The 17,392-nt window shown below is 71.3% G+C and carries 11 protein-coding genes and 1 pseudogene; 4 read left to right on the top strand and 8 right to left on the bottom strand.

The genetic code is table 11. The features are described from left to right. Both ABZW11_RS20085 and ABZW11_RS20080 read left to right on the top strand, forming a co-directional pair. A pseudogene (locus ABZW11_RS20085) lies at nucleotides 1–259 on the top strand (hypothetical protein); the annotation flags it as partial. 59 nt (nucleotides 260–318) lie between these two features. Continuing rightward, the gene (locus ABZW11_RS20080; RefSeq protein WP_355419101.1) at nucleotides 319–2,340 is read left to right on the top strand and encodes an alpha-glucuronidase; all 2,022 of its coding nucleotides are present in this window, start codon (nucleotides 319–321) and stop codon (nucleotides 2,338–2,340) included. Between the two features lie 10 nt (nucleotides 2,341–2,350). Here the strand turns inward: ABZW11_RS20080 and ABZW11_RS20075 are convergent, their stop codons facing one another. The 6 genes from ABZW11_RS20075 to ABZW11_RS20050 all read right to left on the bottom strand — a co-directional run bounded on the left by ABZW11_RS20075 (nucleotide 2,351) and on the right by ABZW11_RS20050 (nucleotide 13,330). Beyond that, nucleotides 2,351–3,040: a DUF624 domain-containing protein gene (locus ABZW11_RS20075; protein ID WP_355419099.1), complete on the bottom strand. Its 690-nt coding sequence runs from the start codon at nucleotides 3,038–3,040 to the stop codon at nucleotides 2,351–2,353. Between the two features lie 124 nt (nucleotides 3,041–3,164). Beyond that, on the bottom strand, nucleotides 3,165–4,808 hold the full coding sequence (locus ABZW11_RS20070) for an extracellular solute-binding protein (RefSeq protein WP_355419097.1): 1,644 nt from the start codon (nucleotides 4,806–4,808) through the stop codon (nucleotides 3,165–3,167). A 49-nt stretch (nucleotides 4,809–4,857) separates the two neighbouring features. After that, entirely contained in the window at nucleotides 4,858–5,736 is an 879-nt protein-coding gene (locus ABZW11_RS20065) for a carbohydrate ABC transporter permease (RefSeq protein ID WP_355419095.1), read from the bottom strand. Then, nucleotides 5,733–6,719 (bottom strand): ABC transporter permease subunit, encoded by a 987-nt coding sequence (locus tag ABZW11_RS20060; RefSeq protein ID WP_355419093.1) that lies wholly within the window; start codon nucleotides 6,717–6,719, stop codon nucleotides 5,733–5,735. The genes ABZW11_RS20065 and ABZW11_RS20060 overlap by 4 nt, the downstream gene beginning before the upstream one ends. Then, on the bottom strand, nucleotides 6,716–9,082 hold the full coding sequence (locus ABZW11_RS20055) for a glycoside hydrolase family 3 N-terminal domain-containing protein (protein WP_355419091.1): 2,367 nt from the start codon (nucleotides 9,080–9,082) through the stop codon (nucleotides 6,716–6,718). Before ABZW11_RS20055 ends, ABZW11_RS20060 begins: the two co-directional genes overlap by 4 nt. Nucleotides 9,083–9,586: 504 nt before the next feature. Continuing rightward, on the bottom strand, nucleotides 9,587–13,330 hold the full coding sequence (locus ABZW11_RS20050) for a BTAD domain-containing putative transcriptional regulator (RefSeq protein ID WP_355419089.1): 3,744 nt from the start codon (nucleotides 13,328–13,330) through the stop codon (nucleotides 9,587–9,589). A 326-nt stretch (nucleotides 13,331–13,656) separates the two neighbouring features. On the opposite strand from ABZW11_RS20050, the gene ABZW11_RS20045 reads away from it, so the two are divergent. Beyond that, entirely contained in the window at nucleotides 13,657–14,550 is an 894-nt protein-coding gene (locus ABZW11_RS20045; protein ID WP_355419087.1) for an alpha/beta hydrolase, read from the top strand. Here the strand turns inward: ABZW11_RS20045 and ABZW11_RS20040 are convergent. Continuing rightward, nucleotides 14,547–15,875, bottom strand: coding sequence for an MFS transporter (locus ABZW11_RS20040; RefSeq protein ID WP_355419085.1), 1,329 nt, complete (start codon nucleotides 15,873–15,875; stop codon nucleotides 14,547–14,549). The two genes, ABZW11_RS20045 and ABZW11_RS20040, sit on opposite strands and share 4 nt — an antisense overlap. 175 nt (nucleotides 15,876–16,050) lie before the next feature. On the opposite strand from ABZW11_RS20040, the gene ABZW11_RS20035 reads away from it, so the two are divergent. Then, nucleotides 16,051–16,608: a hypothetical protein gene (locus ABZW11_RS20035; RefSeq protein ID WP_355419083.1), complete on the top strand. Its 558-nt coding sequence runs from the start codon at nucleotides 16,051–16,053 to the stop codon at nucleotides 16,606–16,608. Here ABZW11_RS20035 and ABZW11_RS20030 read toward each other — a convergent pair. Next, on the bottom strand, nucleotides 16,580–17,311 hold the full coding sequence (locus ABZW11_RS20030; protein ID WP_355419081.1) for an IclR family transcriptional regulator: 732 nt from the start codon (nucleotides 17,309–17,311) through the stop codon (nucleotides 16,580–16,582). The two genes, ABZW11_RS20035 and ABZW11_RS20030, sit on opposite strands and share 29 nt — an antisense overlap. Nucleotides 17,312–17,392: the final 81 nt, after the last annotated feature.

Below are 17,392 nucleotides of genomic sequence, written 5' to 3'. Positions count from 1 at the left end.
GCGCCACCAGGCCACGGCCGAGAACGTGCTGTCCGGCTGGCACGGGCACGCCGCGCCGTTCGCGTTCGAGACCGACTTCCGTCCGGCCGACGGCACCAAGGTGCCGGTCTCGCTGTCGCACGTCCTGCACGCCGACACCCGCAGCGGCACGGCGCACGGCTACCCCTACGACGACGTGGCCGACGGCTCCACCTACATCGAGGACACCGCGCCCACCGCGACCAGGCTCCGGCTGACGCCCTTCACCGACGCTGCCTGAGGGCGGTTCGCGGGGCGACGATAGATTCGCTCCTTGGAGTTTGACCTAAGGAGCCCCCCGTGACCGTTCCCCATGTCGATGACGTCCATCCGGCCTGGCTGCCCCCCGAGGCGTTCCGTGCGCTCGGCGCGCGCCGCGTGCTCGTGCTCGCCGACGCCTCGGAGGTCGCGGAGACCGTCCGGGCCGAGGTGGCGGACGCCTGCGCCCGGCACGGCGGCGCCGTGGCCGCGCCGGGCGAGCCGTACGACCTCGTGCTCGCGCTGACCTCCCAAGGCTCGCTGCCCGCGGCCGCGCGCGCGGTCATGGGTCCCGAACCGGGTGCCGAGGGCTTCCTGCTGGCCCGCTCCGGCGGCGTGACCGTGGTGCTGGCGGATCAGCCGGCGGGCCTGCTGTACGGGTTCTTCGCGGTGGTCAGGCTCGGCGAGAGGGCGTTCGAGGGCGACCGCCCGGCCGAGACGCACCGGCCCGCACTGGCCAGGCGCATGCTCGACCACTGGGACAACATCGACGTGCACCCCGTGATGGGCCAGGTGGAGCGCGGCTACTCGGGCGGCTCGATCTTCTGGCGGGACGGCGTCCTGCGCGAGGACCTGAGCCGGGTACGCGCCTACGCCCGGTTGCTGGCGGCCACCGGCGTCAACGCCGTCGCGGTCAACAACGTCAACGTGCACGCCACCGAGGCTCGCCTGCTGACCGACCGGCTCGGCGAGGTGGCCGCGCTGGCGGCCGAGTTCCGCGCGTACGGCATCCGCGTGCACCTGTCGGTCAACTTCGCCTCCCCCATCGTGCTCGGCGGCCTGGAGACGGCCAACCCGGTGGAGGAGGACGTGCGCGCGTGGTGGGCGCGGACGACGGAGCGGGTCTACGAGACGATCCCCGATTTCGGCGGTTACGTGGTCAAGGCCGACTCGGAGGGCCAGCCGGGGCCGTTCGCCTACGGGCGCGACCACGCCGACGGCGCGAACGTGCTGGCCGACGCCCTCGCCCCGCACGGCGGCGTGGTGCACTGGCGGGCGTTCGTCTACAACCACCGCCAGGACTGGCGCGACCGCAGGACCGACCGCGCCCGCGCCGCCCACGACCACTTCTCGCCGCTCGACGGCAGGTTCAGGGACAACGCGATCCTCCAGGTCAAGTACGGCCCGATCGACTTCCAGACGCGCGAGCCGATCTCCCCGGTGATCGCCGCCATGCCGGCCACGAAACTCGCGGTGGAGCTGCAGGTGACGCAGGAGTACACCGGCCAGCAGCGGCACGTCTGCTATCTCGCGCCGATGTGGAGGGAGGTGCTCGGGTTCCGCTTCTGGGGCCCGGGCGAGCGGGCGGTGGCCGACGTGACGACGAGCGGCGGTCTCGTCGCGGTGTCGAACGTGGGCGACGACCCCTACTGGACGGGCCACCCGCTGGCCCAGGCCAACCTGTACGCCTTCGGCCGCCTGGCCTGGAACCCCGGCCTCGGCCCCGCGGCGGTCCTGGACGAGTGGATCGGGCTCACCTTCCCCGAGGGCGGCGAGCGGCTGCGGGAGACGCTGCACGGCATGATGGACGACTCGTGGCGCACGTACGAGCGCTACACCGCGCCGCTCGGCGTCGGCTTCATGGTCAGGCCCGGCCACCACTACGGACCCGACGTGGACGGCTATGAGTACACGCCGTGGGGCACCTACCACTTCGCCGACCGCGACGGCGTCGGCGTCGACCGCACCAGGGCGACCGGCACCGGCTACACCGGCCAGTACCCGGCGCCGTGGTCGCAGGTGTACGAGTCACTCGCGGAGTGCCCCGACGAGCTGCTGCTCTTCTTCCACCACGTGCCGTACGAGCACGTGCTGCAGAGCGGCACCACGGTCATCCAGCACATCTACGACACCCACTTCGCCGGCGCCGAGGAGGCCGCCGAGATCAGGGCCTTGTGGGCGAAGCTGGAGGGCGACGACGTGGTGGATCCCGCGCTGTACGCCCGCGTACGCGAGCGGCTCGACGAGCAGGTGCGCTCGGCGGAGGAGTGGCGCGACCAGATCAACACCTACTTCTTCCGCAAGTCGGGCGTGCCCGACGCGCACGGCAGGACCATCCACTAGGGCCGGGCCACTAGGGACGGGTGAAGCGCTGCTGCACCTCGGTGATCATGGCGCGGCTGTTCCACAGGAGCGTCGCGGTGAGCACCGAGGCCAGCAGCGCCAGCACCGCCTCCGACGCGACCAGCACGACGCCGCCCGCCACGATGAGCAGGCAGGCGTTGGCGAGGGTGGCGGCGGGGAAGCGCCCGAGCGCGTACGCCGCGAGCTTGGCGACGTCCACCGCCCTGAAGGCGAACAGCGAGGTGATGACCAGCGCGTTGGCCACCCACAGCGTGCCGCCGGCGGCGAGCACGATCAGCAGGGCGCCCCACCAGCCGGGCACCCCTGCGGCGGCGAAGTTGGCCAGGTTGGTGCCGGCCAGGGCCAGCACGATCAGCCAGGGCACCCAGATCTTGAGCGCGGCGCCGAAGTTGAGCTTGTAGCCGCGCCAGAACGCGGCGGCCGGGCTCAGCTCGGTCAGGTCGCCGCCGCGGTGGCGCAGGGCGTAGAGGGCGGCGGAGAGCGCGGGGCCCGCGGGCAGCAGGCAGGCCGCCATCAGCGGGACGTTGCTGGCGTCGCGGTCGAGCAGCACCAGCGCCACCAGTCCTGGGACGGCGGTGAGCAGGACGAGCAGCTCGACGATCAGCAGCGTGTAGACCAGCGCGGAGCCGCGCGACAGCGGGCCGGTGCCGAACTTCCGCGAGGTCGTCAGGTCGCTCATCGCGTGTGCTCCTCCGAGGTGAGACTTTCCCGGAGGATACCGATCCGTCCGGATTCGGGCCTGGGGGCGGCCGGGCCGTCCTGGTGCGGTGCGGACGGCCCGGCCGGCCGGGAGGTCGGCCGCGTCAGCTGCCGTGCTCCTTCTTGAACCGCTCGTACGCGCCGTTGACCAGGGTGACGTACTGGGTGGCGCCCTTGCCCTCGACCTCCTTGACGTAGGCGTCCCACTCGCTGAGGTCGCGCTGGCCGAGGATGAACTTGAGCGTGTTCTGGGTGACGTGGTCCTTCAGCGGCGTCTCCCAGAGGGATGCCTGCTCGCGCTCCTCCTCGGTGAGCGGCGCGGGGGGCTCGACCGGCCAGGGCTTCCTGGCGTTCATCACGTTCTGGAACTCGATCTCCTCATCCGAGAACGTGGACTGCAGGAGCTGGGTGGCGCCGCCGTAGGCGAAGACGCCGTTGCCGAAGCCGAAGTCCTTCTGCAGGTGCTTGGGCGCGCCGGCGTTGAGCCCGACGTAGTCGACGTCCTTGGCGAGCTTATACTTGCCGCCCTCCTTGGTGAAGGTGACGCCCTCGACGCCCCACTTGGCGAACTCCTGGCCGGCGTCGGAGTACCAGAGCCAGTCGATGAACTGCATCATGGCGACGAAGTTCTTGTTCTCCACGGCCTTCTTGGAGATCATGATGCCGTTCTCCAGCCGGGTGGCGATCTTGTACTCGCCGATGGGGCCGATCGGCACCGGGATCTTGACGATCTTGGCGTCGGGGATGTTCTCGATCAGCGGGCCGCGGTAGTCGTTGATGAGCGACTGCGCGTTGGTGCTGATCACGAACGACTTGCCGGAGACGAACTTCTGCTTGGCCGCGTCGTCCTGCTGGGTGAAGCTCTCGGGGTCGAGCAGCTTCTCCTTGACCAGCTTGTTCAGGTACTCGATCGTCTGCTTGTAGCCCGGCATGATGCCGGTGTAGACGAACTTGCCCTGCGCCTGGTCGAACGTGGCGTGCTGGTACTCCCAGCCGCCCTTGCTGCCGTACGCCTGGGCGATCAGCTTGATCAGGTTGCCGCCCGGCGTCGGCACGCCCCACCGGTCCGTCATCGGGTAGAGGTCGGGGTACTCCGCCTTCATCGCCTTGAGCATGGCGTAGAAGTCGTCGAGCGTCTTCGGGACCTCGAGCTTGAGCTTCTCCAGGATGTCGGTGCGCACCGCGAAGGAGTAGTCGGCCCAGGCCGCCTCGTGCAGGCCGGGCAGCAGGTAGATGCGGCCGTCCGACTGCATGATCGAGTTGAGCTCCGGCTGGAGCTGCCACTTGGCGACCTTGTCCTGGAAGTTCGGCATGAGGTCGAAGTACTCGCTGACCGGCAGGATCGCGCCGGAGGAGACGAACGCCTCCTCCTGCGGGTGGTACGTCTTCGGGATGATCAGCGGGGCGTCGCCGGCGCCGATGATCAGGCTGCGCTTCTTCTCGTAGTCGCTGAGCGGCACGGTCGTCGGCTGGACGGTGACGTTCGTGCGCTTGGTGAGCTCCTGCCAGAACAGCCAGTCGTTCTTGAGCGGGTAGAACGGATGGTTGTTGTAGAGCATGCTGAACGACACCGGTTCGGTGGCCTTGAACTGCTGGCCGACGGCGAAGCCCGCCATCGAGCCCGCCTTGTTGGCCGCCGTTTCCGCGCCCTTCGCCGGGGTCTCGCTGTCGCTGCCGCAGGCCGTCAGGGCGAGGGAGGCGAAGGCACCGAGACCGATGATCGCCTGACGCCGCGAGATGTCGCGCATGGGGGGAATCCTTTCCCGTGATTCTGCTGGGGTGGAGGAGGCGGGGACGTCAGCCCTTGACCGCGCCGAGCATGACGCCGGAGACGAAGTACCGCTGGACGAACGGGTAGATCAGGAGGATGGGCAGGACGGTGAGCACGATCGTCACCGCCTGGATGTTGGCCGCCGCCTGGGTCACCTCGGCCACGGCGGCGCCGTAGGAGTCGGCTCCGGTCGCGCCGGCGATGAGGTTGCGCAGGTAGACGGTGACCGGGAACAGTTCGGACTCGTTCATGTAGAGGAACGCGGGGAACCAGGAGTTCCAGAACGAGACCGCGTAGAACAGGATCATCGTGGCGATCACCGCCTTCGACAGCGGCAGCACGATCTTCCACAGGATGCCGTACGTGTTCAGGCCGTCGATGGCGGCGGCCTCCTCCAGGTCCTGGGGCAGGTTCTCGAAGAACGCCTTCATGACCAGGAGGTTGAACACGCTGATCGCGTTGGGCAGCACGATGGCCCAGATGGAGTTCTTCATGCCGAGGCTGGTGATCAGCACGTAGTTGGGGATCAGGCCGCCGGTGAAGAACATGGTGAAGACCGCGACGCCGATGAGGAACGTCCGGCCCTTGAGGTGTTTCTTGGACAGCACGTACGCGTAACAGGTGGTCATCACGATCGCGATGAACGTCGCGACGATCGTGTAGACGATCGTGTTGCGGTAGTTCGTCCAGAACATCGGGTCAGAGGCGACGATCTTGTACGTCGTCAGGTTGAACCCCTTGGGCAGCAGGTTCACCTCGCCCGCGCTGATCGCGCTCTGGCTGCTGAACGAGCGCGCCAGGATGTTGACGAACGGATAGAGCGTCACGATCACGACGACGGTCAGGATGAGAGCGTTGAACCACTGGAAGACGCGGTAGCCCCGGGTCAGGTCGTGCGTAGTCACCACAGGCTCGTCCCAACTGTGCGACGGGAGATCACATTGGCCGAGAGGATCAGCACCAGGCCGACCAGCGCCTCGAACAGGCCGATCGCCGCCGCGTAACTGAAGTTGCTGGCCTCGAGGCCCATCCGGTACAGGTACGTCGAGATGACGTCGGCCGTCGGATAGGTCAGCGGGTTGTAGAGCAGGAAGACCTTCTCGAAGCCCACCGCCATGAACGTGCCGATGTTGAGGATCAGCAGCGTGACCGCCGTCGGCCGGATGCCGGGAAGCGTCACGTGCCAGATCTGCCGCCACCGGCCGGCGCCGTCGATCCTGGCCGCCTCGTAGAGCTGGTCGTCGATGGTGGTCAGCGCGGCGAGGTAGAGGATCGTGCCCCACCCGACCGTCTGCCAGACCTCCGAGCCGACGTAGATCGTCCTGAACCAGTCGGGGTCCTGCATGAAGGAGACCTTCTCGCTGCCGACGAAGTCGAGGAAGGCGTTGATCGGCCCGTCCAGCGCGGTGATCTGCATGACCAGACCGGCCACGATCACCATCGACAGGAAGTGCGGCAGGTACGTCACCGACTGCAGGAACCGCTTGAGCGTGCGCCGCCTGACCTCGTTGAGCAGCAGCGCCAGCACGATCGGCAGCGGGAAGCAGAAGATCAGCGTCAGCGCGCCGAGGACGAGGGTGTTGGTGAAGACGTTCCAGAACGTGGGGTCGTTCAGGAACAGCTTCACGTAGCGCAGGCCCACCCACTCCTCGCCGAAGATGCTGCCGCCCGGCTCGAACTTCCTGAACGCGATGACGTTGCCGATCATCGGCGCGTACCGGAAGATCAGGAAGAACAGCAGCGGCAGGATCGCCAGCGTGTAGAGCTGCCAGTCGCGCCGCAGCGCCCGCCGCCACGAGCCGCTCTTCTCGCGGCGGCGGCGGCCCGATGCGGGTTTCTCCTTGGCCGGCTGCGGCCTGGCCGGACTCAGCGTGTCGGGTGTGCTCATCCTCGGCCCTCCGGGGGGTTGCGATCGATCTGCGCCGGCGCCTGGAGCCGGCGGCCGTGGCCGATGTCGCGTACGTCGCCGGTGAGGCGCAGCGGCAGGGTCGCCACGGTCTCGGCGCACGAGCGGCCGAGCCGCAGCTCGACGTCGCCCGGCTCGACGATGCGCCGGCCGTGCGTCCCGGTGAAGGACGTCGCGTCGGCCGGCACGGTGAAGCTCACCCGCGCGCTCTCCCCCGCCTCCAGCGGGACGCGCGCGTAACCGATCAGGCGGACCACGGGCCTGGTGGTCTGCGCCACGGGGTCGTGCAGGTAGAGCTGGACGACCTCGGCGCCGGCCCGGTCGCCGCTGTTGCGCACGGTGACCTCGACCTGCACCTCGCCGTCCACCGGCCAGTCCGTGACGCCGCCGGCGACACGGGCCTCGCTCCACTCGTACGTGGTGTAGCCCAGGCCGTGGCCGAACGGGTAGGCGGGCGTCGGGTCCACCGACGACACCTGGGTGCGGCGGCCGAGCGGCGGCGCGAGGTAGGTGGCGGGCAGCCCGCCCGCGTCGCGCGGGACGCTGACCGGCAGGCGGCCGGTCGGGTTCACCGCGCCGGTCAGCACCTCGGCCAGCGCCTGGCCGCCGCGCTGGCCGGGGAAGAAGCCGAACAGCACGGCCTTGGCCGCGTCCGTCTCCTCGCCCAGCGCGTACGGGCGGCCCGCGAGCAGCACCAGCACGACCGGCGTACCGGTCGCCAGCACCGCCTGGACCAGCTCCGCCTGCACGCCGGGCAGCCGCAGGTCGGTGGCGTCGCAGCCCTCGCCCGACGTGCCCCGCCCGAACAGCCCGGCCCGGTCGCCGACCGCCACCACGCACACGTCGCTGTCCGTGGCCAGCGCCACCGCCTCGGCGATGCCCGAGGTGTCGGTGCCGCTGATGTCGCAGCCGGGGGCGTAGGCGAGATCGGGCACCAGTCCGGCGAGCGCCTCGCGCAGGGACGGGATCTCCAGGCCCAGCCCGTGCTCGGGGTGCGGGCCGACGTGCGCGGGGAAGGCGTAGCAGCCGAGCATCGCCATCGGGTCGTCGGCCACCGGGCCGACCAGCGCCACCTTCCGCCCGGCCTGCAGGGGCAGCACGGCGTCGTCATTGCGCAGCAGCACGATCGCCTCGCGCGCCAGCCGCAGCGCCAGCTCCTGGCTCTCCTCGTCGTCCAGCCGCACCTCGTCGGCCGGGCCGGGCAGCGGCTGCCAGTCCGGGTCGAGCAGGCCGAGTTCCGCCTTCTGCGTCAGCACGCGGCGCAGCGCCCGGTCGATCAGCGCCTCGTCCACGGCGCCCGCCTTGACCGCGTCCACCAGCGGGGCGCCGAACGTGTCCACCGTCGGCAGCTCCACGTCGATGCCCGCCCGCAGCGCCAGCCCCGCCGCCTGCCCGCCGTCGGCGGCCACGCCGTGCAGCCGCTCCAGGAACCGGACGGCGAAGTAGTCGGCGACCACCGTGCCGTCGAAGCCCCACTCGTCCCGCAGCAGGCCGGTGAGCAGGCTCTCGTCGGCCGCCACCGGGACGCCGTCGATCTCGGCGTACGAGTTCATCACCGAACGCGCCCCGCCGAGCCGCAGCGCCATCTCGAACGGCGGCAGCACCACGTCCGCCAGCTCCCTGGCGCCCATCGGGACCGGCGCGAGGTTCCTGCCGCCCCTGGAGGCGGAGTAGCCGGCGAAGTGCTTGAGCGTGGCCACCAGGCCGGCGCCCTCCAGACCGCGGACGTAGGCGGCGCCGACCGTCCCCACCAGGTACGGGTCCTCGCCGATCGTCTCCTCGGTGCGTCCCCAGCGGTAGTCCCTGGTCACGTCCACCACCGGCGCGAGGCCCTGGTGGATGCCCGCCGCGCGCATCGAGCGGCCGATCCTGGCCGCCACCTGCTCGACCAGCTCGGGGTCGAACGAGGCGCCCCAGCTCAGCGGCGCCGGATAGACCGTCGCCCGCCACGCCGCGAAGCCCGTCAGGCACTCCTCGTGGACCTGCGCCGGGATGCCGAACCTGCTGGTCCTGACGATCTCCTCCTGCGAGGCCGCGAGCGAGCGGGCGCCCGCCACCGGGTCCACAGGCGCGGTGCCGAACGGCCTGGTCAGCTGGCCCAGGCCCTGCCTGATGGCGTCGGGCCACTCGGGGCCGCCGCCCATGTCCGTCTGGTGCGGGGCGACGCCGCCCCCCGAGGCGTCGGCGCCGACCCACACCCCGACGAGCTGGGCCACCTTCTCTTCCAGCGTCATCAGAGGGATGAGGGCCTCGGCCCGCTGGGCGGGGGTCAGCCGCGTGTCCCGCCACTGCTCGCGCTCGCCGGACTCCGCCGAGCGCGTGTCATCTGGTTCGTGGCCCCTCATGCCGTCCCTTCGCTCCATGCCCTTATGCCGGCGCCGTCCCGCGAGCGCTAGCCGGGGGGTGTTACGCGAGAGTGACGCCGAAAGTTTCAAGCAGTTCCGGTTAATATTGCGGCAACATAAGGGGGCTTGTTGAATCGTGTCAAGAGTGCCGCCAACTGCTGTGTTGCCGGTCCAGCCGGTTACCGCGCCCGGCGAGCTCCGGGGCTCGCGACGGCTTCTTCGGGCAACAACTTGCCCGAAACTTTCGGAAAGGCGAAGGGAGCGAAGGGCGCCTCGCCATGGGCGGTCCCGTGTCACCACGGCCGCGCTCCTGACCGCCCGTTTTGACAAGAAGGTTACAACTACCCCTCTTCTCCGTCAGCGCCCGTCACCGCCCGGCCTGCTCCCTTCCTGACGCCGGCCCTCAGGCTCCGCTGAGACCGCCCTCGGTGTTCTCGGCGGCGGCGTCCTAAGCGGTGGGGGCGTTCTGTGGGGTGGGGGGCGTTCTGTGGGGTGGGGGGCGTCCTACGCGGTGGGCGCGTCCTTCGCGATGGGGGCGCCCTTCGAGGTGACGGCGCTCTTCGCAGTGGCGGCCCAGTGCGGGGATCGTGCGCGGGCCGCGACGGCGGTGGCCTGGCGGAAGTGCTCCTCGGCCAGATCCGGCCGGTCCAGCGCGGCGGCCAGGCGGCCGAGGTAGAGCGCCACCGGCCCCAGGGTGACCAGCCCGCTGCCTGCTCCGCCCAGCTCGTCCCGGGCGGGCAGCAGGCGATCGTACAGGTCTTGGAGGCGATCGGTCACGCCGGTCGCGAGCGCCGCCGTGGCGTGCAGGCAGGTCCTGAGCTCGTACAGCAGGTCGCGCGGCGACTCGGGCACCGCCCGCACGGCCTCGCGAGCCTGCTCTGAACGGCCCTCCGCCAGCAGCACCAACGGCCGCACCCACTCCTCGTACGGCCCCCACTCCCGACCGCCCTGGGCGGGACCCGGTCGAGTGGGGCTGGACGGGGCTTGACAGGGCTTGACTGACCCGGCATCGATGACGTCCAGCGTCATCAGGGCCAGAGGCAGCAGACCCTGCTCGACGCCGGGCATGCTCGCGCCGTCGAGACGGCGGGCGGCCGCCCGGTAGGCCGCGCGGGCCGCGTACCGATCGCCGGACGTGATGGCCCGGCGGAGCGCGGCGTACCAGGCGGTGAAGACGCCGACGAGCGGCAGGTCGTACTGTTCCGCCAACCGATCGGCGGCAGCGGCGTGCCGGTCGGCCGCGGCGAGATCCGCCATCCCGGCCCTGGCCTCGAGCAGAATGAGATGCCCCAGCACCGCAAACGTCACCATGCCCTCCCCCACCCCGGCGCCCGCACGCCCCACCGCGTCCACCCCCGAACCGGTGGCGCCCGCGCACTCCGTCGCACCCGCACCCGCACCCGCAGCCGTGACGCCCACGCCCCTGCACACACCTCCCCGCGCGCCCACACCCGCGCCTCCCCGCGTGTCCGGGGCCGTGGCGTGTGTCGGGGCTGAGGCTGCGGCGGCGAGGGTCAGGAGTTCCTCGCCTATCGCGGCTCGTTCCGGCGCCAGGCCGGCTCGGTGGAAGGTCTGGAGGGCGCGGCCGTTGAGGGCGTAGGCCAGCAGTGTGCGGTCTCCCAGCCGCCGCGCGATGCTCTCCGCTTCCCGGGCCGCCTGGTCGGCGCGGCGGCCGGGGTCGGCGCGGCGTTCCATGGCGATGGTGATGAGCAGGCGGGCGCGCTCGGCCGCATACCGCCCCAGGGACGTGGGCGTGGTCTCGCCGGGGAGGGCGGCGAGGGTGCGTTCGGCGGCGGCGACCAGGCGTTCGGACAGGGCCGGGTCGTCGTTGGTGGTCCAGTTGGCCGGCACGTCGAACGAGCCGATGACGGTGGCCGTCAGCAGCGGGTCGCCGAGCGCTTCCGCCACGTCCACCGCCTCGGCCCGCAACCGACGCGACTCCTGCAACCGCCCGGTCACCGCCGACGCCCGCCCGAGCCCCATGACGGCCGCCAGCCGCTCCTCAAGCAGCGTCCCCTCCGCACCGTCAGGATGCGGCGCGACCACCGTCCCGCCGCCCGAGACCGGGCCGCCGGATGATGCCTCCTCCTCCCACCCGGACGGACGAGCGAGCCCCGAGCCGCCGGCCACGTCGAGGACCGCACGATCCGAGGGCGTGCGACCGGCAGCATCCCGGCCAGGGCCGGCTGGGGTGGCGCGGGAAGGGGTGGGGCTCTTCGTGATGGCGCGGTCGAGGGCGGTGAGGGTGGCGTGCCAGAGGCGGGCGGCCTCGTGGGGGGCTGAGCGGCGTTCGGCGCGTTCGGCCGCCGCGCGGGCGTAGCGGGCGGTACGGAGGTCGCCGGCCCGGCCCTCGGAGCGCACGCAATGGTGGGCGATGGTCTCCACGTCGCCGGGACGCGTCCGTTCCACGATGCCGGCCACGGCGGCGTGCCAGCGGGCGCGGCGGGCACGGGCGACGTCGTCGTACAGGGTCTCCTGGACGAGCGCGTGCCCGAACCTGAGCCGGTCGGCGTCCCGCTCGACGAGGAAACCCGCGAGCAGGGCCGACTCGACCGAGTCCAGGACGGCGTCCTCGTCCCCGGCCAGCTCCGTCAGCACGTCGAGATCGACCTCCTGGCCGATGACGGCGGCCTGGCGCAGGTGCGTACGCGCCGCGCCGGGCAGCCCGGCCAGCCGGTGCCGGATGACGTCCCGTACCCCGGCGGGCACGGTGTGCAGGGCGGCGTCGCCGTCGCTCTCCCACAGGCGGGTCAGCTCGCGGACGAAGAACGGGTTTCCGGCGCTGCGCCCGTGGATCGTCCTGATGTGGCCGTCGGCCGGCTCGCGGGTGGCCAGGGCGCTCACCAGCTCGCGCACCTCGGGCTCGGTCAGCCCGGCCAGGTACAGTCGCACCGGCTCGGCCCGCGCCGCCCTGCCCAGGGCCTCGGTGAGGGGGACGGTGAGGTCGGTGGAGCGGTACGTACCGACGATCAGCACGCGCGCGGGCCCGAGCCCGGTCGCCGGCCTGGCGAACACGGCCAGCGTCTCCTCATCCGCTTCGTGCAGATCGTCGAAGACCAGCAACACCGGCGCCTCACGCGCAGCGGCCACCACCGTCTCGAGGGTCTCGCTGGTGGGCCGGGCCGTCTGCCAGCCGGTTGCCCGGAGGCGGCGGGCCAAGGCGTCCACCAGGGCGGTCTTGCCCGCGCCTGCCGCACCCGAGATCAGGACGAGTCGCGGCCGGCCGGATGTGGTGACGAGTGCCGCCGCGCGTTCCAGCTCGGCCAGTTCCGCCTGCCGGCCTACGAAGGGGTGCTCCGTCATCGCCAGGTGCGCCGCGGCCAGGCCCGTCGCTTCGGCTTCTGACGCCGCCGTCTTCGCCACCGCGAGGTGGTCCGCGAGCAGGCCCGTCACTTTGGCTGCGGGTGCCTCCGTCGCCGCGGTCACTGTCGCCGGTGTCTCTGGGGACGTGTCGTCCGCTCGTTCGGAAGCGTCGGCGGGTCCCTTCGCCGGGCGTGAGATGAGGTGGGGGGCTTGGGAGAGGATGTCGGATTCGAGGGTGCGGAGGGGCTCCCCCGGGTCTACACCCAGTTCAGTCAGCAACGTCGCTCTCGCGCGGCGCAGCGTTCCCAAGGCGTCGCCCTGGCGTCCCGTTGCGTACAGGCTGCGGGCCAGCAGGTGCCAGCCGTCCTCGCGGAGGGGGTGGGCGGCGACGTGGGCCTCAAGGTCGGCGACGCACTCGGCGGCCGGCCCGGCGGCCAGGCCGGCCTCGGCGCGGCGTTCCACGGCGAGCAGGCGGAGCTCGTCCAGACGGGCGGCCTCGCCACGCGCCCAGTCCTGGTCGGCGAACTCCGCGTACGCGGGCCCGCGCCACAACGTCAGGGCCGCGTCGAGCAGCCGGTACGCCTCGCCGGCCGGTCGGTTCGCGGCGTCGGTGAGCGCGGACTCGAAGCGCCAGGCGTCCACCGCGTCCGGCTCGGCGCGCAGGGCGTAACCCGGAGGTGAGGTGATGAGGAGGCGGGACGGCGTACGGGGCGGGCGGTCCGGTTCGAGTGCCTTCCTGAGTGCTCCGACGAACGTCTGCACGGCCCCCACCGCGCCCTGTCCCGGCTCCTCCCACAGGTCGCCGACCAGCCACGACACCGGCACGACCCGTCCCCTGGCGACCAGCAGCCGGGCCAGGACCGCCCGGTGACGCGGCCCCTTGAGCCGGATCGGGCCGCGCTCCCCGGCGGCCGTCAACGGGCCGAGCACACCGAAACTCACCATGGCGCCACCCAACCTATGCGCCCTTTGGAACCGACTGGGACCGCTCCCCCTCGACCGGCCTGTGACCAGGCAAGACCGCCTGCCCCGCCGCACGTGCGACGGGGCACGACGGGGTGGGGCCCTTGAGCGAGACCGCTGATCCGGCCTCCGACCCGACACGCCGGTCAAACGCGCTGATCGGGCGCGCTGATCGGACCGCTGAGTGAGCGCTGAGTGAGCGCTGAGTGAGCGCTGAGTGACTGCTGATCGGCGGGCGGCATGGTGGAGGCCGTTCCGGAACGGAGCCGGAGCGTCATGACACCTGACTCCTCAAGGAGGTGAGCCCTATGGCTCCCGAGATTCCTGGATTCGCTGAGCGGCGCGTCCCCGTCGCCGATGGGGTGGCGCTCAACGTGGCCGTCGGTGGGAGCGGGGATCCCGTCGTGTTGCTGCACGGGTTCCCGCAGACCCATCTCATGTGGCGGCATGTCGCCGCCGACCTGGCGGCCGATCACACCGTCATCTGCCCCGACCTGCGCGGCTACGGCGCCAGTGACAAGCCGGAGGACGTGGACGGCGAGACCTACTCCAAGCGGACCATGGGCAACGACGTCGTCGCGCTGGCGGAGGCGCTCGGGTTCGAGCGGTTCGCGCTCGTGGGGCACGACAGGGGAGCGCTGGTCGCGGTCCGGGCGGGGCTCGATCACCCGGATCGGATCACGCACCTGGCGGCCCTCGACGTGCTGCCGACGCTGGACTCCTGGGAGGTCATGCAGGGGCGCTCCGCCGCCGTGGGGTTCCACCTGTTCCTGATGGCGCAGCCGAAGGGGCTGCCCGAGGCGATGATCGAGGCGACGGCGGACGCGTTCTTCGGGTACTTCCTCGACCTGTGGGCCTCCAGCCCGGACGCGATCCCGCAGGACGTCCGGGACGCCTACCTGGAGGCGTCGCGAGCGGCCGTGCCGTCGATCGTGGCCGACTACCGCGCCACCGCCACGATCGACGTCGAGCACGACGAGGCCGACCGGCGGGCGGGCGGCCGGTTGGGGATGCCGGTCACGGTCCTGCTGCAGGACTGGGGCTCGGCGCTGGGGTTCGACGCGGCGGGGCGGTGGCGGGCGTGGGCGGACGACCTGGACCACCGTACGGTCTCCAGCGGCCACTTCATGGCCGAGGAGGCGCCGGCGGAGGTGGTCAAGGCGATCCGCGACCTCCTCGCCAGGCGCCCCGCGGAAAGCTAGGACGTCGCCTTCGGATCGTCGTACTCGACGGCGTAGTCCTGCTGTGAGCGGTCCTTCAACGCCCACGCCGCCACCACGCTGATCGCGGCACAGATCGCCATGTAGACGGCGATGGCCAACGAGCTCTTGTACGTCGCGTACAGCCACACCGCGATCAGCGGCGCGGGCCCGCCGGCCGTCAGGGAGGCGAGCTGATAGCCGAGGGACGCGCCGCTGTAGCGCAGCCGCCCGGTGAAGCTCTCCGCTATGAACGTGGCCTGCGGCCCGTACTGGATGTCGTGGATCGGCGCGGCCAGCACGATGGCGAGGAAGACCAGGGCGGGCACGCGGGTGTCGAGCAGTGGCCAGTAGATGAACGACCAGACGACCATGAGGGCGGCGCCGACGATGTAGAGGCGACGGCGCCCGACCAGGTCAGAGATGTACCCCCAGAACGGCACGGTGACCAGGGAGACGAGGCCGGCGACGATCACGTACGTGTAGACGTCGCTCGCCTCGAACCCCAGCGCCGTGGTGGCGTAGGTGAGGATGAAGACGGTGAAGATGTAGAACGGCGCCTGCTGCCCGGTGCGCAGCAGCGCGCTGAGCACGATCTCCCGCCAGTTCTTGACCAGCACCTCCTTGACGGGCACCCGCTCGACCTTGTTCTCCTTCATGACCTTGGCGAAGACGGGCGTCTCGAGGATGCCGAGCCTGATGTAGAGGCCGACGGCGGCCATCACGATGCTGAGCAGGAACGGGATGCGCCACCCCCAGTACGGGTGCAGCGGCTCGAAGATCTGCAGCGCCAGGTAGCCGAGCACGAGCCCGACGGGGACGCCGAACTGCGGCCAGCTGCCGAGGAAACCGCGCTTGCCGCCGCGCGTCTTGCCCCATTCGGTGGCGAGGAGCACGGATCCGCCCCATTCGCCGCCGACGCTGATGCCCTGAAGCAGGCGCAGCAGGGTGAGCAGGATGCCGCCCCAGATGCCGATCTGCTCGTACGTGGGCACGAGCCCGACGCAGGCGGTGGCCACGCCCATGGTGACGAGGGTGGTGATGAGGGCGGCCTTGCGGCCGATGCGGTCGCCGTAGTGGCCGAAGATGGCGGCGCCGATGGGCCGGGCGGCGAACCCGCCGAAGTAGGTGCCGAGGGCGAGCAGGAGTCCTGTGGTGGGGTCGCTGGTGGGGAAGAAGAGCTCCGCGAACAGCGTGCTGGCGGCGAAGCCGTAGAGGAAGAAGTCGTACCACTCGATCGAGGTGCCGACGGCGGAGGCGACCACCGCGCGGACCAGTTGCCGTCTTCTCTGCTGACCTGATGCGTCGAGTTCTTGCCGCTCAACCATCTGCCGCTCCTGGGGGGTCTCGCGTCACCCGCGACGGTACATGAACGGTGATCGATGGTCATCAGCCGGATTCGCCGGGGGTCCCGGCTTTCACCTGAGACGGGCGGGTTCGGGGTTGGTCACGGGGGGTAGCGGGAGGGCCACGAGGGGGACATGCCGGAAGGAGGGCGGCGCGATGCGTCGTTCGATCATCGCCGCCGTGGTCGTGGGTCTGGTGGTCACAGGCTGCACGAAGACGGAGAAGGACTGGGCGAACCAGGCGCCGCAGAACGACGGGGCCAACGCCAACGTGGGGCAGAGCCTGCAGTTGCGCAACGCCTTCCTGCTGGGCAGCGCCGACCCGGCGACGCCGGCTCCCGAGCAGGCGCTCTACGTGGTGCTGGTCAACGGTTCGAGCCGCCCGAACCGGCTGGAGAACGTCACGGTCGAGGGCGGCGGCCAGGTGCGGCTGGCCGGGCCCGTCGAGATCCCGCCCGACCATGCGATCGGCACCGGCAACCAGCCGATCGGCACGGTCTCGGGCGCGCGCGGCACGTCGGTGCCGATGACGTTCACGTTCCAGGACCGTTCGAAGGTGCGGGTGATGGTGCCGGTCATGGCGCGGACCGGCCAGTACGCGAACCTGCCGACCACCCCGACGGCGCCGCCGTCGGCCTCGCCGCCCGCCACCGCGCCGCCCACGGCTCCGACGAGCCCTGACACGATCAGCGGCAGCCCGTCACCGACGGGCTGAAGTGTTCGGAGAGCGCGGCGGCCGCCCGCGTGACCAGTTCGCCGTATCCGGCGCGCAGGTCGTCCGGCATCCGGCTGGCCGGCGTGGAGATGCTGAGGCTGGCGATGGGCCCGGCCGGGCCGAGTACGGCGGCGGCGACGGCCGCGATGTCGGAGCGCCACTCGCCCCGGTTGTCGGCGTAGCCACGGGCGCGGACCTGCTCCAGCTCGGCCCGCAGCGCGGCCGGGTCGGTGATGGTGGTGGCGGTGTAGCCGGGCAGCTCGCCGGGCGGCCGGTCGAGGTGGGCGAGCACGGCCTTGCCGTTCGCGGAGGCGTGGAGGGGGAGCCTGATGCCGAGCGGCAGCACGATGCGCAGCGGCTTGTCGGTCTCCAGGCGTTCGATCAGGACGACGGCGTCGCCCTCGGGCACCATCAGGTGGATGGTCTCGCCGGTGCGCTGGCGCAGCTCCTCCATGACGGGCATGGCCGCGTCGCGCAATCCCAGCTCGGTCGTACGCGCGATCTGTAAGACCTTGCTCGTCACCTGCCAGCGCGTGACCTCGCCGCCCGCCCGCCTGATCCACCCGGCGTCGTGCAGTGTCCGCAACGACCGCTGCACGGTGCTCTTGGGCAGCCCCAGCGCGCGGGAGAGCTCGCCGACGCCGATGGGCTGGCGCGCGGCGACCGCTTCGAGAGCTCGGAGGGCGTTGACCACGTTCTGCATGCATTGACTCCTCTGCGGGCCGATCTTAATGTTAATGAACCGTCAAGCGGCACACCGTGCCGTCTCACGGCACGGAGGTGA

It is taken from the genome of Nonomuraea sp. NPDC004580 (assembly GCF_040609855.1).
Classification (GTDB): Bacteria; Actinomycetota; Actinomycetes; order Streptosporangiales; family Streptosporangiaceae; genus Nonomuraea; species Nonomuraea salmonea.
The sequence above is the reverse complement of the archived record's forward strand: the minus strand, read 5'-3'. Positions and strand labels throughout refer to the sequence as shown.